The 22,422-nt window shown below is 72.3% G+C and carries 29 protein-coding genes and 3 tRNA genes; 9 read left to right on the top strand and 23 right to left on the bottom strand.

The features are described 5' to 3' along the window. Window positions 1-50: 50 nt before the first annotated feature. Genes FHX44_RS20825 through FHX44_RS20810 form a run of 4 tightly spaced genes read right to left on the bottom strand, consistent with a single transcriptional unit; the run spans window position 51 to window position 4,105 of the window. Window positions 51-1,358 carry an MCE family protein gene (locus FHX44_RS20825; protein WP_147257328.1) on the bottom strand — a complete coding sequence of 436 codons (1,308 nt, stop codon included), beginning with the start codon at window positions 1,356-1,358 and terminating at the stop codon, window positions 51-53. After that, on the bottom strand, window positions 1,355-2,194 hold the full coding sequence (locus FHX44_RS20820) for an MlaE family ABC transporter permease (protein WP_147257327.1): 840 nt from the start codon (window positions 2,192-2,194) through the stop codon (window positions 1,355-1,357). Before FHX44_RS20820 ends, FHX44_RS20825 begins: the two co-directional genes overlap by 4 nt. Window position 2,195: 1 nt before the next feature. Beyond that, window positions 2,196-2,975 carry an MlaE family ABC transporter permease gene (locus tag FHX44_RS20815; protein ID WP_147257326.1) on the bottom strand — a complete coding sequence of 260 codons (780 nt, stop codon included), beginning with the start codon at window positions 2,973-2,975 and terminating at the stop codon, window positions 2,196-2,198. 8 nt (window positions 2,976-2,983) lie between these two features. Further along, window positions 2,984-4,105 (bottom strand): ABC transporter ATP-binding protein, encoded by a 1,122-nt coding sequence (locus tag FHX44_RS20810; RefSeq protein ID WP_281287901.1) that lies wholly within the window; start codon window positions 4,103-4,105, stop codon window positions 2,984-2,986. A gap of 270 nt (window positions 4,106-4,375) precedes the next feature. On the opposite strand from FHX44_RS20810, the gene FHX44_RS20805 reads away from it, so the two are divergent. Beyond that, on the top strand, window positions 4,376-4,687 hold the full coding sequence (locus tag FHX44_RS20805) for an ArsR/SmtB family transcription factor (RefSeq protein WP_147257325.1): 312 nt from the start codon (window positions 4,376-4,378) through the stop codon (window positions 4,685-4,687). Further along, window positions 4,684-5,187: an SRPBCC family protein gene (locus FHX44_RS20800; protein ID WP_147257324.1), complete on the top strand. Its 504-nt coding sequence runs from the start codon at window positions 4,684-4,686 to the stop codon at window positions 5,185-5,187. The genes FHX44_RS20805 and FHX44_RS20800 overlap by 4 nt, the downstream gene beginning before the upstream one ends. Before the next feature lie 16 nt (window positions 5,188-5,203). On the opposite strand, the gene FHX44_RS20795 is transcribed toward FHX44_RS20800, so the two are convergent. Continuing rightward, entirely contained in the window at window positions 5,204-6,040 is an 837-nt protein-coding gene (locus FHX44_RS20795) for a LysR family transcriptional regulator (RefSeq protein WP_147257323.1), read from the bottom strand. A gap of 70 nt (window positions 6,041-6,110) precedes the next feature. On the opposite strand from FHX44_RS20795, the gene FHX44_RS20790 reads away from it, so the two are divergent. Next, entirely contained in the window at window positions 6,111-7,436 is a 1,326-nt protein-coding gene (locus FHX44_RS20790) for an FAD-binding oxidoreductase (protein WP_147257322.1), read from the top strand. Between the two features lie 4 nt (window positions 7,437-7,440). Here FHX44_RS20790 and FHX44_RS20785 read toward each other — a convergent pair whose 3' ends face one another. From FHX44_RS20785 to FHX44_RS20775, 3 genes are all read right to left on the bottom strand, one after another. Then, on the bottom strand, window positions 7,441-8,385 hold the full coding sequence (locus FHX44_RS20785; RefSeq protein ID WP_147257321.1) for a R2-like ligand-binding oxidase: 945 nt from the start codon (window positions 8,383-8,385) through the stop codon (window positions 7,441-7,443). Window positions 8,386-8,396: 11 nt separating this feature from the next. Further along, window positions 8,397-9,503: an NDMA-dependent alcohol dehydrogenase gene (locus tag FHX44_RS20780; protein WP_147257320.1), complete on the bottom strand. Its 1,107-nt coding sequence runs from the start codon at window positions 9,501-9,503 to the stop codon at window positions 8,397-8,399. A 190-nt stretch (window positions 9,504-9,693) separates the two neighbouring features. Then, complete coding sequence (locus FHX44_RS20775) at window positions 9,694-10,965, bottom strand: sensor histidine kinase (protein ID WP_147257319.1); 1,272 nt, start codon at window positions 10,963-10,965, stop codon at window positions 9,694-9,696. A 208-nt stretch (window positions 10,966-11,173) separates the two neighbouring features. Between FHX44_RS20775 and FHX44_RS20770 the strand changes: the two genes are divergently transcribed. From FHX44_RS20770 to FHX44_RS20755, 5 genes are all read left to right on the top strand, one after another. Then, entirely contained in the window at window positions 11,174-11,842 is a 669-nt protein-coding gene (locus tag FHX44_RS20770) for a response regulator transcription factor (RefSeq protein ID WP_147257318.1), read from the top strand. Between the two features lie 174 nt (window positions 11,843-12,016). Next, window positions 12,017-12,427 carry a sterol carrier protein gene (locus FHX44_RS20765; RefSeq protein WP_147257317.1) on the top strand — a complete coding sequence of 137 codons (411 nt, stop codon included), beginning with the start codon at window positions 12,017-12,019 and terminating at the stop codon, window positions 12,425-12,427. Window positions 12,428-12,490: 63 nt separating this feature from the next. Beyond that, window positions 12,491-12,760, top strand: coding sequence for a hypothetical protein (locus FHX44_RS42215; protein ID WP_170308970.1), 270 nt, complete (start codon window positions 12,491-12,493; stop codon window positions 12,758-12,760). A 56-nt stretch (window positions 12,761-12,816) separates the two neighbouring features. Then, on the top strand, window positions 12,817-14,298 hold the full coding sequence (gene yczR, locus FHX44_RS20760; protein ID WP_212612568.1) for a MocR-like transcription factor YczR: 1,482 nt from the start codon (window positions 12,817-12,819) through the stop codon (window positions 14,296-14,298). Between the two features lie 167 nt (window positions 14,299-14,465). Then, window positions 14,466-15,569: a CaiB/BaiF CoA transferase family protein gene (locus FHX44_RS20755; RefSeq protein WP_147257315.1), complete on the top strand. Its 1,104-nt coding sequence runs from the start codon at window positions 14,466-14,468 to the stop codon at window positions 15,567-15,569. A gap of 82 nt (window positions 15,570-15,651) precedes the next feature. Here the strand turns inward: FHX44_RS20755 and rplA are convergent, their stop codons facing one another. From rplA to FHX44_RS20730, 5 genes are all read right to left on the bottom strand, one after another. Continuing rightward, on the bottom strand, window positions 15,652-16,374 hold the full coding sequence (rplA, locus tag FHX44_RS20750; protein WP_147257314.1) for a 50S ribosomal protein L1: 723 nt from the start codon (window positions 16,372-16,374) through the stop codon (window positions 15,652-15,654). Window positions 16,375-16,449: 75 nt separating this feature from the next. Continuing rightward, on the bottom strand, window positions 16,450-16,884 hold the full coding sequence (gene rplK / locus FHX44_RS20745) for a 50S ribosomal protein L11 (protein ID WP_147257313.1): 435 nt from the start codon (window positions 16,882-16,884) through the stop codon (window positions 16,450-16,452). 57 nt (window positions 16,885-16,941) lie between these two features. Beyond that, entirely contained in the window at window positions 16,942-17,766 is an 825-nt protein-coding gene (gene nusG, locus FHX44_RS20740) for a transcription termination/antitermination protein NusG (protein WP_147257312.1), read from the bottom strand. A gap of 47 nt (window positions 17,767-17,813) precedes the next feature. Next, a complete protein-coding gene (gene secE / locus FHX44_RS20735) occupies window positions 17,814-18,152 on the bottom strand; it encodes a preprotein translocase subunit SecE (RefSeq protein ID WP_147257311.1) in 339 nt (112 codons plus the stop codon). A 71-nt stretch (window positions 18,153-18,223) separates the two neighbouring features. After that, window positions 18,224-18,299 (bottom strand) — tRNA-Trp (locus tag FHX44_RS20730). 152 nt (window positions 18,300-18,451) lie between these two features. On the opposite strand from FHX44_RS20730, the gene FHX44_RS20725 reads away from it, so the two are divergent. Continuing rightward, complete coding sequence (locus FHX44_RS20725) at window positions 18,452-19,687, top strand: pyridoxal phosphate-dependent aminotransferase (protein ID WP_147257310.1); 1,236 nt, start codon at window positions 18,452-18,454, stop codon at window positions 19,685-19,687. A 39-nt stretch (window positions 19,688-19,726) separates the two neighbouring features. Here FHX44_RS20725 and FHX44_RS20720 read toward each other — a convergent pair whose 3' ends face one another. The 10 genes from FHX44_RS20720 to rpmG (FHX44_RS20675) form a co-directional block, all read right to left on the bottom strand. Next, a complete protein-coding gene (locus FHX44_RS20720; protein WP_147257309.1) occupies window positions 19,727-19,936 on the bottom strand; it encodes a hypothetical protein in 210 nt (69 codons plus the stop codon). A gap of 79 nt (window positions 19,937-20,015) precedes the next feature. Then, window positions 20,016-20,438, bottom strand: a complete 423-nt coding sequence (locus FHX44_RS20715; RefSeq protein ID WP_147257308.1) for a MaoC family dehydratase — start codon at window positions 20,436-20,438, stop codon at window positions 20,016-20,018. After that, on the bottom strand, window positions 20,435-20,884 hold the full coding sequence (locus FHX44_RS20710) for an FAS1-like dehydratase domain-containing protein (protein WP_212612567.1): 450 nt from the start codon (window positions 20,882-20,884) through the stop codon (window positions 20,435-20,437). Before FHX44_RS20710 ends, FHX44_RS20715 begins: the two co-directional genes overlap by 4 nt. Window positions 20,885-20,886: 2 nt before the next feature. Beyond that, entirely contained in the window at window positions 20,887-21,054 is a 168-nt protein-coding gene (rpmG, locus tag FHX44_RS20705) for a 50S ribosomal protein L33 (protein WP_094926598.1), read from the bottom strand. Between the two features lie 44 nt (window positions 21,055-21,098). Next, window positions 21,099-21,174 (bottom strand) — tRNA-Met (locus FHX44_RS20700). A 28-nt stretch (window positions 21,175-21,202) separates the two neighbouring features. Further along, a tRNA-Thr gene (locus FHX44_RS20695) sits at window positions 21,203-21,275 on the bottom strand. An 83-nt stretch (window positions 21,276-21,358) separates the two neighbouring features. Next, a complete protein-coding gene (rpsN, locus tag FHX44_RS20690) occupies window positions 21,359-21,664 on the bottom strand; it encodes a 30S ribosomal protein S14 (protein WP_147257307.1) in 306 nt (101 codons plus the stop codon). Then, a complete protein-coding gene (rpmB, locus tag FHX44_RS20685; protein WP_147257306.1) occupies window positions 21,664-21,900 on the bottom strand; it encodes a 50S ribosomal protein L28 in 237 nt (78 codons plus the stop codon). The genes rpsN and rpmB overlap by 1 nt, the downstream gene beginning before the upstream one ends. A 2-nt stretch (window positions 21,901-21,902) precedes the next feature. Next, the gene (rpsR, locus tag FHX44_RS20680) at window positions 21,903-22,193 is read right to left on the bottom strand and encodes a 30S ribosomal protein S18 (protein ID WP_147257305.1); all 291 of its coding nucleotides are present in this window, start codon (window positions 22,191-22,193) and stop codon (window positions 21,903-21,905) included. A 1-nt stretch (window position 22,194) separates the two neighbouring features. Then, the gene (gene rpmG / locus FHX44_RS20675) at window positions 22,195-22,359 is read right to left on the bottom strand and encodes a 50S ribosomal protein L33 (protein WP_147257304.1); all 165 of its coding nucleotides are present in this window, start codon (window positions 22,357-22,359) and stop codon (window positions 22,195-22,197) included. Window positions 22,360-22,422: the final 63 nt, after the last annotated feature.

Genomic DNA, 22,422 nt, shown 5'->3' with positions numbered 1-22,422 from the left:
ACGGCGCTTCGCGCAGCCGCTGTGCTGATGATTCGCTCGCTGACGCTCGCTCATGTCACCTTCACCTCGGTCCCGCGGTAGAGCGGACCGACGAGCATCGTGCTCCACGCGGGCATCGCGTCGGGCGACGTGCCCTGCTGGAGCGCCAGCAGCTCGTTGACGACCTGGCGCTCACCCGGCGAGTTGGGCACGCCCATGTCGGCGCCCGAGTAGGACGTCGGGACGGCCCCGAAGTCCTCCGCGTCGCCGTACTGGGTGGTCGTCGGCGGGTTGTCGTGCGGCTCCGTGCCGTCCTTGAACGGGCCGTCCGGCGGCTGGTCCGGCCCCGGGGTGAGGATCGGGTAGCAGCGGGGGCCACGGTCGTCGAGGTAGCGCGGCTCGTCCTGGTCGGGGATGTACTTGCCCTGGCTCGCGACGATCTCGATGGTGGCGCGCAGGCCGGGGTTGTCGCTGCCGGCGCCGAACGCCTCGTCGAGCCGCGGTACGAGCCCGGCCAGCTGGTTGAACAGGCACGGGAACTCCGGCGAGTACCGGGCGAGGGTCGCGAGCGTCGGACGGGCCGAGTCGGCGAGCGCGATGATGTTGTCGCCGTTGGCGTCCAGGAACCCGCGCAGGTCGTCCGACGCGGCGGTGACGCTGGTCAGCAGCTCGCGCAGCTGGGCGCGCTGCTCCACCACCGTGCGGCTGGTGACGGTGAAGTCCTCCAGCGCGTCGAGCAGGTCCGGGGCGGCCGCGTCGACGTTGCGGGCGAAGTCGGCGAGCTCGGTGATGTCCGCCTGCAGGTCCGGGATGGCCGGGCGGAGGCCCGACGTCAGCTGCTGCAGCCGCACCAGCGTCTGCCCCAGGTTCTCACCGCGCCCTTCGAGGGCCTGCGACATCGCGCCGAGCGTGGTGGCCAGCTCCTGCGGCTCGACGGCCGTGAGCAGCGGGAGCAGGCCGTCGAGCACGCGCTCCAGCTCGCGGGCCGACGCACTGCGGTCCATCGGGATCACGTCCCCGGCCGAGAGCAGCTGCGCGCGCGGGCCGTCGGGCAGCACGAGCGAGACGTAGCGCTCACCGAAGAGCGTCTTGGGGATGAGCTGCGCCGAGACGTTCGCCGGGATCAGGTCGACCTTGTCCGGGTCGATCGTGAGCTGCACCGTGGCGTTCTCGCCGTCGGTGGTGACGGACGTGACCTTCCCGACGTCCAGCCCGCGAACCTTGACGTCGGCCTTCTCGGCGAGCTGGTTGCCGACCCGGTCCACCTGCAGCGTGACCGGAACGCCGCGGTCGAACGCCCCGGCGTAGCTCCCGACCGACAGCCCGACGAGCGCCAGCAGCACGACGACGAACAGCAACCCCTGCAAACGGCGTTTCATCCGGCCACCCGCACCGACGTCTCGGTGCCGAACAGCACCAGCGTGAGGAAGAAGTCGAGGATCGCGGTGCTCACGATCGACAGCCGCACCGAGCGGCCCACCGCGATGCCGACACCCGCGGGGCCACCGCGGGCCGTGTACCCGTAGTGGCAGTGGATCAGGATGATGACGACCGCGAAGACGATCACCTTGAGGTACGAGTACAGGACGTCGGTGACCGGCAGGAACAGGTCGAAGTAGTGGTCGTACGTGCCGCCGGCGAGGCCGTTGATCAACGTCACGTTCAGCCGGGACGCCGCGAAGCTCGCCAGCAGGCCGATCGTGTACATCGGGATGATCGCGATGACGCCGGCGATCATGCGGGTGGTGATGAGGAACGGCACGCTGGGCACGGCCATCACCTCCAGCGCGTCGACCTCCTCCGAGATCCGCATCGCGCCCAGCTGCGCGGTGAAGCCGGCGCCGAGCGTGGCCGTCAGCGCGGCCGCGGCGACGAGCGGGGCGATGTCGCGGGTGTTGAAGTAGGCCGTGATGAAGCCGGTGAGCGCCTCGACGCCGAGCGAGTCGAGCGCGCGGAAGCCCTGCAGACCCACGAGGCTGCCGACGAACAGCGACAGCGACAGCATCACGCCCGCCGTGCCGAGGATGACGATGAGCGCGCCGGACCCGAAGCTGACCTCGGCGAGCAGGCGCCCGATCTCGCCGCGGTACCGGCGCAGCGTGCGCGGCGTCCACGCGATCGCGCGCACGTAGAGCGAGAGCTGGTCGCCCAGCTGGTCGAGGACGGTCAGCGGGCCCGTGACGACGCGCCGCGCCCTGCCGTTCAGCAGCGCCACGTCACGACCCCTTCGGCGGGACGAGCTCGAGGTACAGGCCCGTCAGCACGAGGTTGATCAGGAACACGAGCACGAACGAGATGACGACGGACTGGTTCACCGCGTCACCGACGCCCTTGGGCCCCGGCGGTGGGTTGAGGCCCCGATAGGCCGCCACGACACCGGCCGTGAAGCCGAACAGGAACGCCTTGATCTCGCTCACGACGATGTCGGAGACCTGCGCCACGGCGGAGAAGCTCGCGATGTACGCCCCGGGCGTGCCGCCCTGGACGATCACGTTGAAGTAGTAGCCGCCCGCCACACCGACCACGCTGGCCAGCCCGTTGAGCACCACGGCGGTGGTGGCCATCGCGAGCACGCGCGGCACCACGAGCCGCTGGATCGGCGAGATGCCCAGCACCTCCATGGCCGCGATCTCCTCGCGGATGGTGCGCGCGCCCAGGTCGGCGCAGACCGCACTCCCGCCGGCTCCGGCGATCAGCAGCGCGGTGACGATCGGGGCGGCCTGCTGCACGATCGCGAGCACCGCACCGGCGCCGGTCTGACTCTGCGCGCCGAACTGCCGGGTGAGCTCGGCCAGCAGCAGCGCGATCGTGGCGCCGAACGGGATCGTGAACAACGCCGTCGGCAGCGCCGAGACCTTGGTGACGAACCACGTCTGCTCGATGTACTCGGCCAGCTGGAAGGGCGGCTGGAAGGCGTTGCGCACCACGGCCACACCGAGGCCGAAGAGCCGGCCGACCGGGGTGAGGGCACGGGTGATCGGGGCGGGAGCTGTCATCGGCTGCCTCAGGCCCGGCCCTCGTCACGGGACGACGGGTCGTCGTAGCCGGGGTCGAAACCGCCGATCACCTCGGTGGGCTCGTCGCGGGCGAGGTCCGGCGACGCGAACCGCGGCCGCGGCAGGGGCCGCGGGATCGGACCGGTGGGCGGGTCGGCGGGCATGTCATCCTGCGCGTAGCTGTCGCGGATGGCCTGCTGCGCCGCCGGCGGGAGCGTGTGCAGCATCTGCAGCACGCGCTCGCGCCTGCGGCCGACGGCGCGACGCTCCCCCACCCCGGTGCTCGGCTGAAGCTGCGGCTTGAGCGGGGGCAGGCCCTCCAGCTCGCCCGCCTCCTCCATCTCGCGGGCCGCCTGGGCGGTGTCCTTCTCCTCCGACATGCCGATCGGGCCCTCGCGGCGCCCGTTGAGGAACTGCGCGACCACCGGTTCCTCCGAGGTCAGCAGCACCTCGCGCGGCCCGAACATCGCCAGGTGCTTGCGGTAGAGCATCCCGATGTTGTCCGGCACCGTCTGCGCGGTGTTGATGTCGTGCGTGACGATCAGGAACGTGGCGTCCGTCTGCGCGTTCAGGTCGATGATCAGCTGGTTGAGGTACGCGGTGCGCACCGGGTCGAGGCCCGAGTCCGGCTCGTCGAACAGGATGATCTCGGGGTCGAGCACCAGCGCCCTGGCCAGCCCGGCCCGCTTGCGCATGCCGCCGGAGATCTCCCCGGGGAGCTTGTCCTCGTCGCCGGTGAGGCCGACCATCGCCATCTTCTCCTCGACGATGTCCCGGATCTCCGACTCGGACTTCTTCGTGTGCTCGCGCAGCGGGAACGCGATGTTGTCGTAGAGGTTCATGGAGCCGAACAGCGCGCCGTCCTGGAACAGCACGCCGAACAGCTTGCGCAGCTCGTACAGGCGCGACTCCGAGCACCGCACGAGGTCGGTGTCGTGGATGAAGATGGAGCCCTGCTCCGGCTTCAGCAGGCCGATCAGCGTCTTCAGGAACACCGACTTGCCCGTGCCCGACGGGCCGAGCAGCACCGACACCTCGCCGGGCGGGAGCGTGAGCGTGACGTCGGACCAGATGTTGGCGCGCCCGAAGGACTTGGACAGCCCTTCGACCTTCACCTCGACACCCGCCACCGACGCCTCCTGAACGAATTCCGGTGGGGCCTTGCCGACTCTGGCGCGGAGCTGGGCGGCGGCTCCCATAACGGGTCAACGACACCCGCCGAGGCGGGTTACTCGCGAGTCAGGTCCCGAGCGGGAAGTTGCTCCGATCGGACCGTAGCAGGTCGACCAGGCGCAGTACGCGGTCGCTCTGCGTCCCCGAAACCCCACCCGACCGGCGACGATGTTCACTCCCCGAAATATCTGTTGACGCATATATACGCTTGATGTGATACTTGGGCCGTGGACGTGTTCGAAGCCGTCGCGGAGCCCCATCGGCGGGTACTTCTCGATCTGCTCGTCGAGCGGGAGCGACCCGCGGGCGAGCTCGTCGCGAGCCTGCCCGCGCTCACCCAGCCCGCCGTGTCCCGCCATCTGCGGATCCTGCGCGAGGTCGGCCTCGTCGAGGTCCGCCCCGACGGGCAACGACGGATCTACTCCCTGCGGGCCGAGCGGCTGATCGAGATCGACAGCTGGCTCAGCCGGTACCGCAGGTACTGGCACGACCACCTCGCCGCCCTGGAGCAACACCTCGCAGAACGGAACGACAGATGACCGACGACCGCTACGGAGACCTGGTGATCGACGGCGACCACGCCACGATCACCTTCCGCCGCCACCTGCCTCACCCGGTCCACGCGGTGTGGGCCGCGCTCACCGACCCGGCCGAGCGCGCGGCCTGGTTCGGCGAGACCGTCATCGACGGCCGCGCGGGCGGCACGATCGAGATGGTGGCCGCGGAGCCGCCCGCCGCCGTCGAGCAGAAGCGCATGACCGGCCGCATCCTCGTCTGGGATCCGCCGCACGTGCTCGAGCACGAGTGGCACCAGCGCATCGTCGAGGACGGGGTCGTCCGCTACGAGCTCGTCGAGGACGGCACGGGAACACTGCTCACGTTCACCCACCGCGGCCTGTCCGTCCGCAACGCCAAGGGGTTCATCCCCGGCACCCACGCCTTCCTCGACCGGCTGGAGGCGCACCTCGGCGACGCCCCGCTCCCGAACTGGAGCGAGCGGTACGCCGAGGCGGCCCCGGCCTACCCGAGCTGGGCCTGACGCAGCTGCGCCGGTCTCAGCCTCTGACCGCAGCCGCGAGCGACGCGACGCGGGCCGTGCGCTGCCCGCGTCGCCAGCACAGCACCCAGCGCACCGGGGGCGAACCCGGCTCGAACGGCACCATGGCCAGGCTCGGGCGGGCGAAGTAGTCGGCGGCGTGCGCGGCCAGCGGGCAGACGCCCTCACCGGCTGCGATGAGCGCCATGAGTTCCAGCAGGGTGCCCGCGGTGCGGTCGGGCCCCCGCCGGTAGGGCGCGGCGCGCCGGCCCGCCCGGAACACGGTCTCGCCGTCGAGGTCGGCCAGTGCCACGGTCTCCCGGTCCGCCAGGCGGTGCCCGCGCGCCACCGCGAGCACCACGGGCTCGCGGTACACCTCGGGCCCCTCCTCGAACGCCCCCTCGTCGACCGGGGCGTTCGTGACGGCGACGTCGACCTCGCCATCGCGCAGCAGGTCGAGCGGATCGGTGAAGCCGGTCTCGCGGAACACGACCTCGACGCTCGGGTGCCGCGCCCGGAAGCGGGCGAACACGTCGGCGGCGAGCTCCGCCACGGCGGGCGCCTCCAGCCCGACGGCGAGCGTGCCGGTGACCCCCCGGCCCGCCGCGACCGCCGCGGCGATGCCCTTCTCGATGCGGTCGTGGCCGGCGCGCACGTCGGCGTACAGCGCGGCGCCGACGGGGGTGAGGGCCACCCGGCGGCTGGTGCGCTCGAACAGCGAGACGCCGAACCGCCGCTCGAGCTTCGCGATCGTCTGGCTGACCCGGGCCTGGGAGACGAGCAACCGCTGCGCCGTACGCCCGAAGTGCAGCTCTTCCGCGAGGGTCAGGAAGATCTCGATCTCCCGGCGTTCCATAACTCAGAGGTTATCAGTCCATGCCGGATCCGTCGTTGTTCCCGCAGGTCAGCACACAGATAGTCGAGGCATGACAAGCTTCCTCTCCGCCGCCGATCCCGGTTACGACACCGAGCGCACCGGCTACAACCTCTCCGTCGAACACGAGCCCGAGGTCGTCGTGCCCGCCGCCTCCGTCGACGACGTCGTCGCGGCGATCCGCTACGCCACCGCCCGCGGCCTCGGGGTCGCCGTACAGGCAACCGGCCACGGCCCGTCGCGCAGTGCCGACGGCGCCGTCCTGATCACCACGTCCCGGATGGACGGCATCACGATCGACCCGGTCGCCCGCACCGCGCGCGTCGAGGCGGGCGTCCGCGGCGGTGCGTTGGTGCGCGCGGCCGCCGAGCACGGCCTCGCCCCGCTGAACGGTTCCTCGCCCGAGGTCGGGGTGGTCTCCTACCACCTCGGCGGCGGCATCGGGATGCTCGGGCGCAGCCTCGGCTGGGCCGTCGACCACATCCGCGCGCTGGAGGTCGTCACGGCCGACGGCGTGCTGCGCCGGGCGACGGCCTCCGAGGAGACCGAGCTGTTCTGGGCGCTGCGCGGGGGCGGCAAGGGCACGCTCGGCGTCGTGGTCGCGATCGAGATCGACCTGCACCCGGTGGCGCGGCTGTACGGGGGCGGCATGCATTTCGCCGCGGCCGACGCGCAGCGCGTGCTCACCACCTGGGCCGAGTGGATCCGGACCGCACCGGAGGCCATGGGCTCGTCGGTCCTGCTGATCCGGATGCCGGACCTGCCCGTGCTGCCCGACGCGTTGCGCGGCCGGTACGTCGTCCACGTCCGGTTCGCGTTCACCGGCAGCGCCGAGGACGGGGAACGGCTGGTGCGCCCGTTCCGCGGCCTCGGGCCGGTGACCGACACCGTCGCGGAGATGCCGTACTCGGCGGTCGGCTCGATCCACGCCGAGCCGACGACCCCGGTGCCGTTCCACGCCCGCAACGCGATGCTGGCGTCCCTCGACGCCGCGGCCGTCGCGGAGCTGCTGCGCCACGCGGGGCCCGGCGCGGACGCGCCGTACCTGGTCGAGCTGCGGCTCATGGGCGGCGCGCTCGCCCGGCCCCGGGCGGTGCCCAGCGCGCTCGCCCGCCGCGACGGCGCGTTCGTGCTGTACGCGGGCGCGGCGGCGGAGCCCGAGCAGGTGCCCGCGCTGCGGGCGGCGTACGACCGGCTGTTCGCGGCGATGGCGCCGTGGAGCACCGGCGGGGTGTGCGTGAACTTCCTGTCGGGGCCGGACGTCACCGCGGCGCAGCTGGCCACCGGCTACCTGCCGGCCGACGCCGCCCGGCTCGCGGCGGTCAAGCGCGCCGTCGACCCGGACGACGTGTTCCGCGTCCACCACGGGCGCGCGTGACCGATCAGCCGGCGGCGACCAGCTGCGCGGAGTCCTCGGCGTGGAAGCGCTCCTCGAGCGCCTCCGGGCTCGCGTCCAGGTCGATCGTGCGCAGGTCGGCACCCCTGGCCGTCTCGATCGCGCCGAGGCGGCGGCCGACCTTGTCCATCGCGTACTCCGCCATCTCGTTCATGTCGACGGGGAACGGCGGCGGCCCGTCCCACCGCTCGAACGTCGCGGTCACCACGCCCATCGCCGGAACGAGCAGCTCCTGCATCCGCTCGTCGACGGCGTCCCACAGGGTGTCGTCGGCGGCGACGTGGCGGCGGCAGGTGAACGTGCCCCACGCCATGTGCCGGCGCTCGTCGTCGCCGATGTGCTTGATGATCTGCTGCATCCCGGGCAGGATCCCGCGGCTCGCGCAGATCTTCTGCCACGAGAAGTAGCCGGTGAGGGCGAGCGTGCCCTCGACGATGTGGTTGTACGTCACCGACGCCCGGATCTGGTTGCGCGGCGACGGGTCCTGCGCGAGCGTCTGCAGGCTCTCCGGCAGCTCCTTGGTGAAGATCTGCTGGTAGGGCTCGTTGTCGGCGATGTAGGTGTGCAGGTCGTCGGTGATGCCGACGGCGTCGAACCAGCGGCGGAAGGCCTCGGTGTGCTTGGCCTCCTCGTACACGAACTGGGTCAGGTACATCTCGTCGGCGAGCCTGCCCTCGGCGGCCATCGCCGCGAGGAACGGCTGCAGGTCCTGCGTGACCGACTCCTCGCCCGCCATGAACTGCGCGGCGAGGGAGCAGGTCCACCAGCGCTCGTCGTCGGTCATCGCGGCGACGTCGGCCGCGTCCTGGCTCAGGTCGATGTCCGCCGGGTTCCACTGGCGGCCGTTGCCCTTGGTGAACAGCCGCATCGGGAACGAGTCGAAGTGGATCCCGCCCTTCCGCAGGCTGGTGAAGCCGGTGCGCTCGGACATCGTCGTCCTCCTCAGAATCGGATGAGACCGCGGATGTTGCGGCCCTCGCGCATGTCCTGGTAGCCGGTGTTGATCTCGTCCAGCGCGTACTCGCGCGTGATCAGCTCGGCGAGCTTGAGCTGGCCGAGGTTGTGCATCTCCAGCAGCCGGGGCACGTCGTGCTGGCCGTTCGAGCTGCCGAAGAGCGCCCCGCGCACCTGCTTCTCGTAGAGCGTGAGCTCCAGCAGCGACATGGACACGGTGTCCTCGCCGGGGTGCCCGAGAGCCGTGACGACGACGCGGCCCCGCTTGCCCACCAGCTGCAGCGCCGGCTGCAGCTGCGCGCCCTCCGCGACACCGGTGGTGAGGATCGCGGCGTCGGCCAGCTGGCCGCGGGTGATCGACGAGACGGTGTTCCAGGCCTCGTCCATGCTCGCCGCGACGTGCGTGGCGCCCAGCTCGAGCGCCTTCTCCCGCTTGAACTCCACCGGGTCGACCGCCACCACGTAGCGGCAGCCTGCGATCCGCGCGCCCTGCACCGCGTTGGCACCGATGCCGCCGACACCGATGACGACGGCGGTGTCGCCCGCGCGCAGCTCCGCGGTGCGCACGGCCGAGCCGAAGCCCGTCGTGACGCCGCAGCCCACGAGTGCGGCCAGGTGCAGCGGGAACCCCTCGTCGATCTTCACGACCGACTTGACCGGCACCACCGTGTGCTTCGCGAACGTGCCGAGCAGGCACATCTGCCCGATGTCCTCGCCGCGCGCGTGGAAGCGGTAGGTGCCGTCGAGCTGCGGCCCCAGCGTGGCGCCCGCGCCATCGTCGCAGAGGGCCGTGTAGCCGCGGACGCAGTAGCTGCAACGCCCGCAGCTGGGCAGGAACGTCATGACGACCGGGTCGCCGACCTCGACCTCGGTGACGCCCGGCCCGACCTCCAGGATCCGGCCCGCGCCCTCGTGGCCCCCGACCATCGGGTACGCGACCGGCAGGTCGCCGGTGACCAGGTGCTCGTCGGAGTGGCACAGGCCGCTCGCCGCGAGCTCGACGAGCACCTCGCCCGCGCGCGGCCCGTCGAGCTCGACCTCGCCGACCTCCCACTTCCCGCCGAGTTCCCAGAGCACCGCTGCCGTGGTCTTCATGGCGTCAGCATGACCGCGATCACGTCGGCGCACAGGGGGCCGCGGGTTCCTGCCATGGCCCGCGGGTGCCACACCACCCGTCCGGGTCGGGCAGAACGCCCGACTCGCCACGTCGGGATGTCGGACTCGCCGTGTCGAGATGTCGGACTCGCGGGTGAGTCGGACGTTCGGGCACGCCGTGTCCGGCATTTCAGGCCGACGGGAGGGGGAGCTCGAGGTGCGCGACGAGGCCGCCGTCGTCGCGGGGCAGGAAGCGCAGCTCGCCGTCCATCGCAGCCACGAGGGCCTCCACGATCCACAGGCCCAGCCCTGCGGTCCCCCGGCGCTCCCCCAGTGCCACGCCCTTGGCCGTGACCACACCTTCCTGGCCGGGCGGCAGGCCGGGGCCGCGGTCGCGGACCTCGACGACCAGCTGCCCGTCGGAGTGCCGCAGGTCGAGCTCGACGGGCGCGTCCCCGCTGTGCCGGGCGGCGTTCTCGACCAGGTTCGTGAGGACCCGGCGCAGCCGCTGCGGGTCGCAGCGCACCGCGGCTTCCGGCGGCTCGACGTCTGCCACCCGCCGCTCCGGAGCGACCCCCGCCGCGTCGAGGACGGCATCGGCCAGCTCCGCCAACCGGACCGTCCGCTCGCGCACCCGGCCGAGCGGGCTCCCCTCCTGCACGGCGACGTCGGCGAGGCCGTCGAGCATGTCGCGCAGGTGCACGGCGTGCTCGGCGAGCAGGCGGGTGGCCGTCTCCCGGGCGGGACCGGAGAGCCGGTCGGCGGCGAGGTCCGCCGACAGCGCGGTGAGCGACGCGACCGGCGTGCGGAACTCGTGCAGCACGACGCGAACGCCGTCCAGCCGCGCCTGCTGGGCGGCCAGCAGCCGGGACCTCAGGTCGCGCTCCTCCAGGAACGCCTCGTGCTCGGCGCGCGCCCGCGCCCGCGACTCCGCGGCGGCCTCGTACTGGCGTTCCAGCATCCGCAGCAGCACCCCGACGAGCACGGCGGCCGCGACGAGGTAACCGGTCCACCACACGCCGGCCATCCACCGGTCGGACACCGACACCTGCGGATCGGAGCCCGCGAGTGCGGCGACCGTGAAGCCGGCACCCACCCCGAGGGCGCCGAGCCTGCCCACCACCACACCGCCGCGCACCGCACCCGCGATCACGACGAGGGGCAGGATCGCGACCATCACGCTGTCCGCGCCGCCGGTGAGCCCGCAGGCCAGCAGCGCGAGCGCCGCGTCGACCGAGGTCGCGACCCGCGGCGGGACCAGCCGCCGCCCCCACCACTCCCCGACGCCGAGCACCAGTGCGTAGGCGAGCGTGACCAGCACGAGCGCCCCGAGCAAGGCCGCCCGGCCGCGGGCGAGCCCCGGCTCCAGCACGAGCGCGACCCCGACCGAGCAGACGACCAGCAGCCGGATGACGACGGCCGTGCGCTCCTCCAGGGCGCGGAGAGCCACGTCGGCGTCCATCGGGCCAGCATCTCCCACCGACCCCCACGCCTCGGCACGCCCCGCGGGTGATCCCCGTGCTCGACCGCCGAATCCAGCTCGGTCGCCCGACTCGCCGTGGCGCAACGCACGACTCGCTCCCACCTGGCGCGAGTCCGACATCTCGACACGGTGAATCGCGCGTTCGGACCCGGGCTCGCGGGAGGCGCGGGGTACTACGGTCCACCCCGTGCGCGGGGGCAGGTACGTCGTGGTCATCGTGGACGACCACGCCCTGTTCTCCCAGGGCCTCGCGCTGCTGCTCGAGTCACGCGCGGGCGACACCTTCCTCGTAGCCGGCTCCACCACGGCCGGCGAGCAGGCCGTCGCGCTCGTCGGGCGCGAGGCCGCCGACATCGCGATCGTCGACCTCGCGCTCCCGCCGCTGGGCGGCGTGGAGACGATCCGGCGGATCACCGCCGCCTACCCGCGCACGCGCATCCTCGCGCTCTCGGGCACCGAGGACCTCGGCCTCGCGACCGCCGCCCTGCGCGCCGGGGCCGCCGGGTTCCTGGCCAAGTCGGCCGATCCCGAGGTGCTGGTCGCACCGCTGCTGACGATCGCGGCGGGCGTCCGGGTCGTGCCAGCCGACCTGCTCGACGCGCTGCTCGCAGCGGGTGACCGGACGGGCGAGGGCGTCGTGGAGCGGCTGGAGGACCGGGAGCTGCAGCTGTGGGCGCTGCTCGCGCGGGGCCTGGAGACCAGCGAGATCGCCAAGGTGATGCTCGTGAGCGAGCGGACGGCCAAGCGGATGATCGCGAGCCTGCTGCACAGGCTCGGCGCGGCCAACCGCATCGAGGCCGCGGCGCTCGCGGGCCGCTACGGCCTGCTCGACGACGCCCCCCACCGCCCTCGCTGACACTCCGTCCCCGTTCCGACGAACGGCGCGTTCGTCGGTACCTATCCGACGAACGCGCCGTTCGTCGGTACGGGGTTGGCCCGTGCGGGCCGCGTGTGGCCCGATCGTGGGGTCGCCTGGCCGGCGATCGCTCCGCAAGACTCATCCCGTCGGCAACGAACGGGGAGGCGACGAGTGGCGGCGTTTCGCGACGAGGCGGAGGTCTACGAGTTCCTCGGCGGGATCTTCCGGCGCGGCATGCAGGACCCGGTGCTGGTGGAGAAGCTCAGGCCCAGCGGGATCGTCCTGCGGATCACCTACAGCGAGCCGGACGCCGTGCTCACGGTGGACATGCCGAACACGCAGATCTACGAGGGCGCGGGCAACGGCCCCGAGCCGAACGTCGAGCTGTTCATGAGCGCCGACACCGGCAACCGGTTCTGGCTCGGCAAGGTGATCCTCCCCGTCGCGCTCGCGAAGGGGCAGGTACGGGCCAAGGGTCCGGTCGCGAAGCTGCTCACCGTGCTGCCGATGGCGAAGGGCATGTTCGGCCCGTACCGCGAGCAGCTGGAGGCGGCGGGGCGGACGGATCTCCTGAGCGCCTGAGTCCGATCGGGTGAAGATCCGATTGGGCCACACGGTCCACGCCGATACTCCACTGTGGATACCGTGTGGCTGGACGTCAGCATGTGGACCGGACTGCGCGGCAACTTCCACCCGTTCATGGACATCGCGTGCGAGTCGCCGGACCCACCTCCCGCCGATGCCGGCGAGTGGCAGCAGTGGGCCGGCTCGTACCTGGCCGCCGTCGCTCAGCGGGAGGCATGGCAGGCCGGCCGCTACGCCTATCGCGCGGAGCGCCGCGACGACGGCGGCCACCCGGTCGAGGTCCTGACGCGGGGCCAGTGGGAGTGGAGCCCGACCACCACCCCCGGCTGATCCACGCGCCTACGATTGGCCTGCACAGGCAATGCCAATCGCAGGGAGTGGACCGCGTGGACCGTGCCGACATCGAACGCCGGATCGGCGCACGGAGCTTCGCCCGCCTGCTGGGCGACTGGCGCCCACCAGGCGGAAAGGGCCTCGCCGATGCGCTGGCCGACCGGATCCGGCTGCTCGTCCTCGACGGGAGGCTGCCGCTGCAGACCCGGCTGCCCGCGGAGCGCGAGCTCGCGGCGGCCATCGCGGTCAGCCGCACCACGGTGGCCACCGCGTACGAGGCACTGCGCAGCGAAGGCGTGCTCCGCAGCAGGCGCGGGGCGGGCAGCTGGACCCAGCTCCCGGCAGGCCCCCCGGACGACGCAGGGCCTGCGCCGTTCTCGCCGCTCGGCGACAACGCGCTGTACGACCTCGCGCACGCCGCTCTCCCCGCACCGTCCGCCGCGCTGCGCACGGCCGCCGCGGCCGCCGTACGGGACCTCGACATCCTGATGGCCGGCCACGGTTACGACCTCAGCGGCCAGCCCGCGCTGCGCGCCGCGATCGCCGACCGGTACACCGCCAGGGGTCTCCCGACCACGCCGGACCAGGTGCTGGTCACGGCGGGCGGCGTGCACGGGATCCACCTCGCCCTCATGGTGCTGGCCGGACCGGGCGACCGCGTGCTCGTCGAGCACCCGACCTACCCGAACGCGCTCGGCGCGGTGACCACCCGCGGCGCCCGCCCCGTCCCGGTCCCGATGGCGCCGGCCGGGGACGGAGGCAGCCGGTGGGACCTCGACCTGCTCACGTCGGCAGTTCGCGACGCAGCACCGCGACTCGCCTATCTCATGCCCGACTTCCAGAACCCCACCGGTGCCCTGCTCGACGACGCCGACCGCGCCCGGCTCGTGGAGCTGGCCCGGCGGACCGGCACCACCCTCCTGATCGACGAGACCCTCATCGACCTCGCGCTGGACGGCCAGACGGTGGTGCCCGTCGCCGCGCACGGTGCCGCCGACTCACCGCTCGTGCTGAGCATCGGGTCGGCGAGCAAGACGTTCTGGGGCGGGTTGCGGATCGGCTGGATCCGCACGTCGGCCGCGATGGTGCGCAGGCTTGCCGCGGCCAGGGCCGGTGTCGACCTGGGCGGACCGGTGCTGGAGCAGCTCACCGTCGCCCGCCTGATGGCCGAGCACGACTCCGTCGTCACGAGCCGGCGGCGCGAGCTGGTCGCCGCCCGCGACCACCTGCTCGGCAGGATCGCCCGCACCTTCCCCGGCTGGCTGCCGTCGCGCCCCGGTGGCGGGCTGAGCCTGTGGGTCGATCTCGGCCGGCCCGAGTCGAGCCGGCTGACCAGCGCCGCACGGCGCCACGACGTCCTGCTCGCGGCGGGTCCCCGGTTCGGTCTCGACGGGGCGTTCGAGCGGTACCTGCGGCTGCCGTACACACTGCGCCAGGACCGGATGGACGAGGCCCTCGATCGGCTCGCCGCCGCCTGGGCGGGCCTCGACCGCCCGGGCCCGGCGGTGGAGAGCGAGCCGGTGGCCGTTGCGTGATCAGCCCTCGGCCCCGGACGTGCGAATAGGGTGTCCTCGGCCTCGCGCGAGTGGGCCGGCGCCGTCCCCCGGGAGGCGCGCAGGGAGCGAGGAACGAGCGACGGAGCACCGGGGAGCAGGACGGCGCCTGAATGGCCCGCGAGCCCGCCGGAGCGGAGCGGAGGCAGATGAACACAGCCACAGGACCGTTGGCCGGGCTGAAGGTCGTGGAGCTGGCCGGCATCGGGCCGGGACCGCACGCCGCGATGGTGCTGGCCGATCTCGGCGCCCAGATCGTGCGGGTCGACCGGCCGTCCGGCGGCCTGCAGCTCGGCGACCCGGGCGCCCCGGACCCGACGCTGCGCGGCAGGCGCCGGGTCACCGCCGACCTGAAGGACGAGGCGGGCCGGGAGACGGTACTGCGCCTCGTCGAGCACGCCGACGTCCTGCTGGAGGGCTACCGGCCGGGCGTCACCGAGCGGCTCGGCGTCGGTCCCGCCGACTGCCACGCGCGCAACCCGCGCCTCGTCTACGCCCGGATGACCGGGTGGGGACAGGACGGGCCGCTCGCCGCCCGCGCCGGCCATGACATCAACTACATCTCGCTCACCGGTGCCCTGCACGCCATCGGCCGGGCCGGGGAACGCCCGGTGCCGCCCCTCAACCTCGTCGGCGACTTCGGCGGGGGCTCGATGCTGCTGGTCATCGGCGTGCTCGCGGCGCTCTGGGAGGCGCAGCGTTCCGGGCAGGGGCAGGTGGTGGACGCCGCGATGGTGGACGGCGCCTCGCTCCTCGTCCAGATGATGTGGGGTCTGCGCGGGCAGGGGCTGTGGACCGACGCGCGCGAGGCCAACCTGCTCGACGGCCACGCGCCGTTCTACGACACCTACACCTGCTCGGACGGAAGGCACGTGGCGGTCGGGGCGATCGAGCCGCAGTTCTACGCCGCGCTGCTGGCCGGGCTCGGCCTCGACGGCGAGGGGCTGCCCGACCAGCACGACCCCTCCGGCTGGCCGAAGCTGCGGGCCCGCTTCGTCGAGGTCTTCGCCACGCGCACCCGGGACGAGTGGGCGGAGGTGTTCGCCGGCACCGACGCGTGCGTCACGCCGGTGCTGTCGTTCGCCGAGGTGCCCGGGCACCCGCACGTGGCCGCCCGATGCACGATCGTCGAACGGGACGGGATGCCCCAGGCCGCCCCCGCCCCGAGGTTCTCCCGCACATCCCCCACGCTCCCCGGCCCGCCCGCCGACCCGGAACCGGTGGAGCAGGTACTGGCCGACTGGTCCCGCTGACCCCGACTCGCGCGAGTCGGGGCGTGGATGCGACGAAGCCCCCGGCGCGGGAGGCGCCGGGGGCTTCGGGAAGAAACGTGCGTCAGGCGGTGGCGGTGTCATCCACCAGCAGGTTGCGGGTGCGGTTCGGGTCGACCGGGATGCCGGGGCCCGTGGTGGTGGAGACCGTGACCTTCTTCAGGTAGCGGCCCTTCGCGGCCGAGGGCTTGGCCCGCAGGATCTCCTCGAGGGCGGCGCCGTAGTTCTCCACCAGCTTCTCGGTGTCGAACGAGGCCTTGCCGATGACGAAGTGCAGGTTGGCCTGCTTGTCCACCCGGAAGTTGATCTTCCCGCCCTTGATGTCCTGGACGGCCTTGGTGACGTCCGGGGTGACGGTGCCGGTCTTCGGGTTCGGCATCAGGCCGCGCGGGCCGAGGATGCGGGCGATCCGGCCGACCTTGGCCATCTGGTCCGGCGTGGCGATCGCCGCGTCGAAGTCCAGCCAGCCGCCCTGGATGCGCTCGATGAGGTCCTCGGCGCCCACCACGTCGGCGCCTGCGGCCTCGGCCTCCGCGGCCTTGTCACCGGTGGCGAACACGATGACGCGCGCCGTCTTGCCGGTGCCGTGAGGCAGGTTCACGGTGCCGCGGACCATCTGGTCGGCCTTGCGGGGGTCGACCCCGAGCCGCATGGCCACCTCGACGGTGGCGTCCATCCTGGAGCTCGAGGTCTCCTTCGCCAGCCGGGCGGCCTCGAGCGGGCTGTAGATCCGGCCCGCCTCGATCTTCTCCGCCGCCTGGCGGTACACCTTGCTGCGCTGTGCCATTGCTCTGTCCTCTTGTCCCTTGTCAAGTCGTGGTTGCGAGCCGAGCCAGCTCTCCCACGCGTGCTGCGGCTGGGATCAGCCGTTGACGGTGATGCCCATCGACCGCGCGGTGCCGGCGATGATCTTGGCGGCCTGGTCGATGTCGTTGGCGTTGAGGTCGCGCATCTTGGCCTGCGCGATCTGCCGCACCTGCTCCATGGTCACCGAGGCGACCTTGGTCTTGTGCGGCTCGCCGCTGCCCTTCTCCACACCGGCCGCCTTGAGCAGCAGCCTGGCGGCGGGCGGCGTCTTGAGCTCGAAGGTGAACGAGCGGTCCTCGTACACCGAGATCTCGACGGGCACCACGTCGCCGCGCTGCGACTCGGTGGCGGCGTTGTACGCCTTGCAGAACTCCATGATGTTGACGCCGTGCTGGCCGAGCGCGGGGCCGACCGGCGGGGCGGGCGTGGCTGCACCCGCCTTGATCTGGAGCTTGATGATCGCGGAGAGCTTCCGCTTCTTGGGAGGCATGTCGTTTCCCTGTCGTGGTTTTCCTGCGCGCCGCGGACCTGCCTGCCGCGGCGGGGGTCAGATCTTCGAGACCTGGCTGAACGCCAGCTCGACGGGGGTCTCGCGGCCGAAGATCGACACGAGGACCTTGAGCTTCTGCGCGTCGACGTTGACCTCGTTGATGGTGGCCGGGAGCGTGGCGAACGGACCGTCCATCACGGTGACCGACTCGCCGACCTCGAAGTCGACCTCGACGGCCGCCTTGCCTGCGGCGCCGGACGCGACGTCGGCCTTGGCCCCGCCGCCCGCGGCGGCCGCCTGCTTGGGCTCGACCTTCGGGAGCAGGAACTTGATGACGTCGTCGTGCGACAGCGGCGACGGGCGCGACGTGGCGCCCACGAAGCCGGTGACGCCGGGGGTGTTGCGGACCGCACCCCACGACTGGTCGTTGAGCTCCATCCGGACGAGGATGTAGCCGGGCAGCACCTTGCGCTGCACCTGCTTGCGCTGCCCGTTCTTGATCTCGGTGACCTCTTCGGTGGGCACCTCGACCTGGAAGATGTAGTCCTCGACGTCGAGGGTCTGGATGCGGGTCTCGAGGTTGGTCTTCACCTTGTTCTCGTAGCCCGCGTAGGAGTGCACGACGTACCAGTCGCCGGGCGCGCGCCGCAGCGCGGCCCGCATCTCCTCGACCGGGTCGACCTCTTCCTCGACGGCGTCGGCCTCGGGTTCGGTGTTCTCGGCGTCGGTGTCCTGGACGTCCACGTCCTCGACGGCGGTGTCCTCGGCGTCGGTGGGGTCGTCCGCGTCGGTGAGCTCGGCGTCGGCGGCCTCGGCCGGCTCCTCGACGGTGGCCGCGGCCTCCGCCGCGCCATCGAGCTGGTCAGCCTCGCGCTCGGTCACGTGCCTCTCGCTTCCTTCGTCCGTGTCGTGCGTGCTGGCGGCCGCGGTCACGTGCCGAACACGTACTGCACACCCTGCGCGAACGCCAGGTCCAGCAGCCAGACCAGCGCGACCATGAACGACACGAAGACCAGCACGACGATCGTGTAGGTGACCAGCTGGTTGCGGGTCGGCCAGATGACCTTCCGCAGCTCGGCGACCACCTCCCGCAGGAACCGGGCGAGCTTGGCGAACGGCGACACGCGCGCCGGGCGGGCCTCGCGGACCGCGGCCCGACCGCCCCGCGTGTCGCCGGTGGGCGCAGGACCGGAGCGCCGACCCCGACGGTCGGCGGCGGTGCTCGGGCGCTCCCGCCCGTCCCCGCTCGCCTCGCGTTCCTCAGTCACGCCCGCATCCTCCAGCTCACCAGCGGCCCGGCCGCCGTTCGTGCCTTACTCCGATCCAGCACATCCTGCAGTGGCAGGGGCGACAGGACTTGAACCTGCAACCTGCGGTTTTGGAGACCGCTGCTCTGCCAATTGAGCTACACCCCTAGACCAGCTCCGGCCCATGAGCCGGAGGGGTGCATCACGGATGCGACACACCCAGCACGTCGAGTGTACGGCACCCCTTACGGGCGTCCGTCACCGCACACCCCCGGTGGGGCACCAAGGCCGTGCGTGACCCGCTGGGGGAGGATGCTGCCATGGCTGCCAGCACCCCGACGAGCACGGTCCCCGCCACCCGCCGCATCTCGGCCCGCATCGGCGGCATCGCCGAGTCGGCGACGATGGCCGTGGACGCGAAGGCGAAGGCCCTGAAGGCCGCGGGGCGTCCCGTCATCGGCTTCGGTGCCGGGGAACCGGACTTCCCGACGCCCGCCGCCGTCGTGGCCGCGGCCGAGGCGGCCTGCGCCGACCAGCGCAACCACCGGTACACCCCCGCCGCGGGCCTGCCCGAGCTGCGGGAGGCGATCGCCGCGAAGACGCTCCGGGACTCCGGGCTCGAGATCGCCCCGTCCCAGGTGCTCGTGACGAATGGCGGCAAGCAGGCCGTCTACCAGGCGTTCGCCACATTGATCGACCCCGGCGACGAGGTCCTGCTGCCGACGCCCTACTGGACGACCTACCCGGAGGCGATCGCGCTCGCCGAGGGCGTGACCGTGCCGGTGGTCTGCGGGCCGGAGGCGGACTACCTACCGTCGGTGGAGCAGCTCGAGGAGGCGCGCACCGAGCGCACGAAGGTGCTGCTGTGGTGCTCGCCCTCGAACCCCACGGGCGCGGTGGCCTCCCGCGAGCTCACGGAGGCGGTCGGGCGCTGGGCCGTCGAGCACGGCATCTGGGTGGTCACCGACGAGATCTACGAGCACCTCGTCTACGACGGCGCGGAGGCCGTCTCGATGCCGGTCGTCGTGCCGGAGCTCGCCGACACGTGCGTGGTGATCAACGGCGTCGCCAAGACCTACGCGATGACCGGCTGGCGGGTGGGCTGGCTGGCCGGTCCGGCCGACGTGGTGAAGGCGGCCACCAACCTGCAGTCGCACCTGTCGTCCAACGTCGCCAATGTCTCCCAGCGCGCGGCGCTGGCGGCGATCTCGGGCCCGCTCGACGCGGTGCACGAGATGCGCGCTGCGTTCGACCGCAGGCGCCGCACGATCGTGGACCTGCTGCGGGCGATCCCGGGCGTCGAGTGCCCGACGCCGCGTGGGGCGTTCTACGCGTACGCGTCCGTGCAGGGGCTGCTCGGCAAGGAGCTGCGCGGTTCCCGTCCGCGGACGAGCGTGGAGCTGGCCGCCGCGGTGCTGGAGCACGCCGAGGTGGCGGTGGTACCCGGGGAGGCGTTCGGCACGCCCGGGTTCTTCCGCCTGTCCTACGCCCTCGGCGACGACGACCTGCGCACGGGCGTGGAGCGGATGGGCGCGCTGCTGTCCGAGGCGAAGTGAGTGCGCCGGCCGGGCCCGTCGGGCCCGGCCGGCGGAGGTTCATTTGTCGAGCTCGGCGAGCGCGACGAGCGCCGCGGCCCGGTTCGCGTACTTCCACTTGCCGAGGTCGCCCACGGTCTTGATGCCGAGCTCCTTCAGCGCCTCGGCGTGCCTGTCGCTGAGCCCTTCGAGCGCGGACGGCGGCGCCTTGAGGATCTCGGCGGCCGTCTTGTCCTCCCACGCCTTGTCCACGAGCTTGCCGAACTGCACGACGTGCTCCCTCCCCGTCAAGCCGGTGTTGGCGTGGCCGAGGATCGACCCGAACACATCGACCGGCAACTCGGAGCGGTCACTCCGACGGGACGGCCACCTCGGCGATCGCGCGGCCCAGCACGGTCTTGCCCTCGAACGCGGCCGTGATGGCGACCTTCGCGATGCGCTCGCCGCCCTCGGGCTCGCTGAGGCCGGTGACCTTGCCGCTCAGCTCGACGAGGGCGCCATCGTCGTCGTCCGGGACGACGACGGGCCGCGTGAAGCGCACGCCGTAGGTGCGCACGGCGGCCGGGCTGCCCGCCCAGTCGGTGACGAGGCGCCCGGTGAGCGCCATCGTGAGCATGCCGTGGGCGATGACGCCGGGCAGGCCCGCCGAGGTGGCGACGCGGTCGCTCCAGTGGATCGGGTTGAAGTCGCCGGACGCGCCCGCGTAGCGCACGAGGTCGGCGCGCGTGACCCGCACCGACAGCGGCGGCAGCTCGTCACCGACGGCCGTCACGACTCCCCCTCGGCGGCGGTGACGAGCAGGAGCTTCGTGGTGGCAACCGGCTCGCCGTCGGTGTCGGCGACCTCGCAGCGCAGGGTGAGCATGTGGCTCCCGCCTCGGGTCCTGAGGTCGTCGACGTGGATCGTGGTGACCAGGTCGTCGCCACCGCAGATCGGGCGGTGCAGCGTGATCGACTGGTCGCCGTGGACCATGCGGAGGTAGTCCCAGCCGAACGCCGGGTCACGCAGGAAGGCCTCGATCGCCGGCATGGTGAACGTCACGGCGAACGTGGGGGGCGCGACGACGTCGGGATGGCCTGCGGCCCGCGCCGCGTCGACGTCCAGACACACGGAAGCGCCCTCACCGATGGCGAGGGCGAACTCCCGGATCTTCTCGCGGCCGACCTGGTAGGGAGCGGTCGGGGGCAGCGCCTTCCCGACGTAGGAAACGTCGGGCACGCTCAGCGCGTCTCGCGGTGCTCGCGATGGGTGCCGCAGTTGGGGCAGAACTTCTTGATCGCGAGCCGGTCGGGGTCGTTGCGCCGGTTCTTCTTGGTGATGTAGTTGCGGTGCTTGCACTGCTCGCACGCCAGCGTGATCTTCGGCCGGACGTCCGTGGCCTTCGCCATCGCGGGTGCCTCCTGCTGAGCTGTCTGCTTGATCTGGGTAGAGATGGTAGCGGCGGCCGGACTTGAACCGGCGACACAGCGATTATGAGCCGCTTGCTCTACCGACTGAGCTACGCCGCTTCGCGGAGCCGGGTCAGCCGCTCCGCAGAGCCCCTTTACGGAATCGAACCGTAGACCTTCTCCTTACCATGGAGACGCTCTGCCGACTGAGCTAAAGGGGCGGCAGACCGGGCGGACGGTCACTCCCGCACGGCCGCAGACGATGCTACACAACCCTCCGGTGAGGCCGGAAACGGGTACCTCCTCACCAGCTCGACTTGCGCACCCCCGGGAGGTAGCCGGCGTGCACGAGCTCGCGCAGCCGCACGCGGGACACCCCGAAGGCACGCAGGTGGCCGCGCGGGCGGCCGTCCACGGAGTCGCGGTTGCGCACGCGGGTGGCGCTCGCGTCGCGGGGCTGGCGGGCGAGCTCCCGCTGCGCCGCCGCCCTCTCCTCATGTGTTGCGGTCGGCCGGGCGAGCACGGCCTTCAGCTCCGCCCGCCGGGCCGCGAACCGCGCCACGACGGCCTTGCGGCGTTCGTTGCGGGCGATCTTCGCCTTCGTCGCCATCAGACCTTCCCCCCACGGGCCCTGATCTTCGCCACCGCGGCGTCGACGCCGATCCGGTCGATCGTGCGGATCGCGTCGGTGGACAGGCGCAGCCGCACGTACCGCCCCTCCGCCGGGTACCAGTAGCGCTTGGACTGGATGTTCGGGTCCCATCGCCTGCTCGTGCGGCGGTGGGAGTGCGAGACGGACTTGCCGAACCCGGGCTCGCGCCCGGTGAGCTGGCAGCGTCGGGACACGGTCAGCCCCTCCCGGCGTGCGGGTAGGGCAGGAGCGCCATCTCACGGGCGTTGCGGATCGCGATCGCGACCCGGCGCTGCTGCTGGGGCGTCAGGCCCGTCACCCGGCGGGCCCTGATCTTCCCGCGGTCGGAGATGAAGGTGCGCAGCAGCGTCCCGGGGGATGGCAGCCGCCGGAGCCTGCGGAGGCGGCGGGGCGGGTAAGGACAGTCCTTCCAGTCGACCTCCGTGATCCCCCTCGTGTGCAGGGGGTTGGCCTTCCGCTTCAGCGGCCGGCGCGCGGCGGGCCGCATCTCAGCGCTCCTCGCGGAACTCGACGTGGCGCCGGACCGCGGGGTCGTACTTGCGCAGCACCATCCGGTCCGGGTCGTTGCGCCGGTTCTTGCGGGTCACGTACGTCGTACCGGTGTCGGCCGTCGACCGCAGCCTGACGATCGGGCGCAGCTCGTTGCGAGCCATCTCCCACCCTCCTCACAAACGACATTCATTTTCATCTAGGCTCAACGTACCCGACCGAGGAGG

It is taken from the genome of Pseudonocardia hierapolitana, from assembly GCF_007994075.1.
GTDB classification, from domain to species: domain Bacteria; phylum Actinomycetota; class Actinomycetes; order Mycobacteriales; family Pseudonocardiaceae; genus Pseudonocardia; species Pseudonocardia hierapolitana.
Note: the sequence above shows the minus strand (reverse complement) of the source record. Positions and strands in the feature narration are given on the sequence as shown.

Coding starts and splice junctions, on each gene's coding strand:
- FHX44_RS20825 (WP_147257328.1), bottom strand. CDS start 1,358: ATGAAACGCCGTTTGCAGGGGTTGCTGTTCGTCGTCGTGCTGCTGGCG.
- FHX44_RS20815 (WP_147257326.1), bottom strand. CDS start 2,975: ATGACAGCTCCCGCCCCGATCACCCGTGCCCTCACCCCGGTCGGCCGG.
- FHX44_RS20800 (WP_147257324.1), top strand. CDS start 4,684: ATGACCGACGACCGCTACGGAGACCTGGTGATCGACGGCGACCACGCC.
- FHX44_RS20795 (WP_147257323.1), bottom strand. CDS start 6,040: ATGGAACGCCGGGAGATCGAGATCTTCCTGACCCTCGCGGAAGAGCTG.
- FHX44_RS20790 (WP_147257322.1), top strand. CDS start 6,111: ATGACAAGCTTCCTCTCCGCCGCCGATCCCGGTTACGACACCGAGCGC.
- FHX44_RS20785 (WP_147257321.1), bottom strand. CDS start 8,385: ATGTCCGAGCGCACCGGCTTCACCAGCCTGCGGAAGGGCGGGATCCAC.
- FHX44_RS20780 (WP_147257320.1), bottom strand. CDS start 9,503: ATGAAGACCACGGCAGCGGTGCTCTGGGAACTCGGCGGGAAGTGGGAG.
- FHX44_RS20775 (WP_147257319.1), bottom strand. CDS start 10,965: ATGGACGCCGACGTGGCTCTCCGCGCCCTGGAGGAGCGCACGGCCGTC.
- FHX44_RS20755 (WP_147257315.1), top strand. CDS start 14,466: ATGAACACAGCCACAGGACCGTTGGCCGGGCTGAAGGTCGTGGAGCTG.
- rplA (WP_147257314.1), bottom strand. CDS start 16,374: ATGGCACAGCGCAGCAAGGTGTACCGCCAGGCGGCGGAGAAGATCGAG.
- rplK (WP_147257313.1), bottom strand. CDS start 16,884: ATGCCTCCCAAGAAGCGGAAGCTCTCCGCGATCATCAAGCTCCAGATC.
- FHX44_RS20725 (WP_147257310.1), top strand. CDS start 18,452: ATGGCTGCCAGCACCCCGACGAGCACGGTCCCCGCCACCCGCCGCATC.
- rpmG (WP_094926598.1), bottom strand. CDS start 21,054: ATGGCGAAGGCCACGGACGTCCGGCCGAAGATCACGCTGGCGTGCGAG.
- rpsN (WP_147257307.1), bottom strand. CDS start 21,664: ATGGCGACGAAGGCGAAGATCGCCCGCAACGAACGCCGCAAGGCCGTC.
- rpsR (WP_147257305.1), bottom strand. CDS start 22,193: ATGCGGCCCGCCGCGCGCCGGCCGCTGAAGCGGAAGGCCAACCCCCTG.
- rpmG (WP_147257304.1), bottom strand. CDS start 22,359: ATGGCTCGCAACGAGCTGCGCCCGATCGTCAGGCTGCGGTCGACGGCC.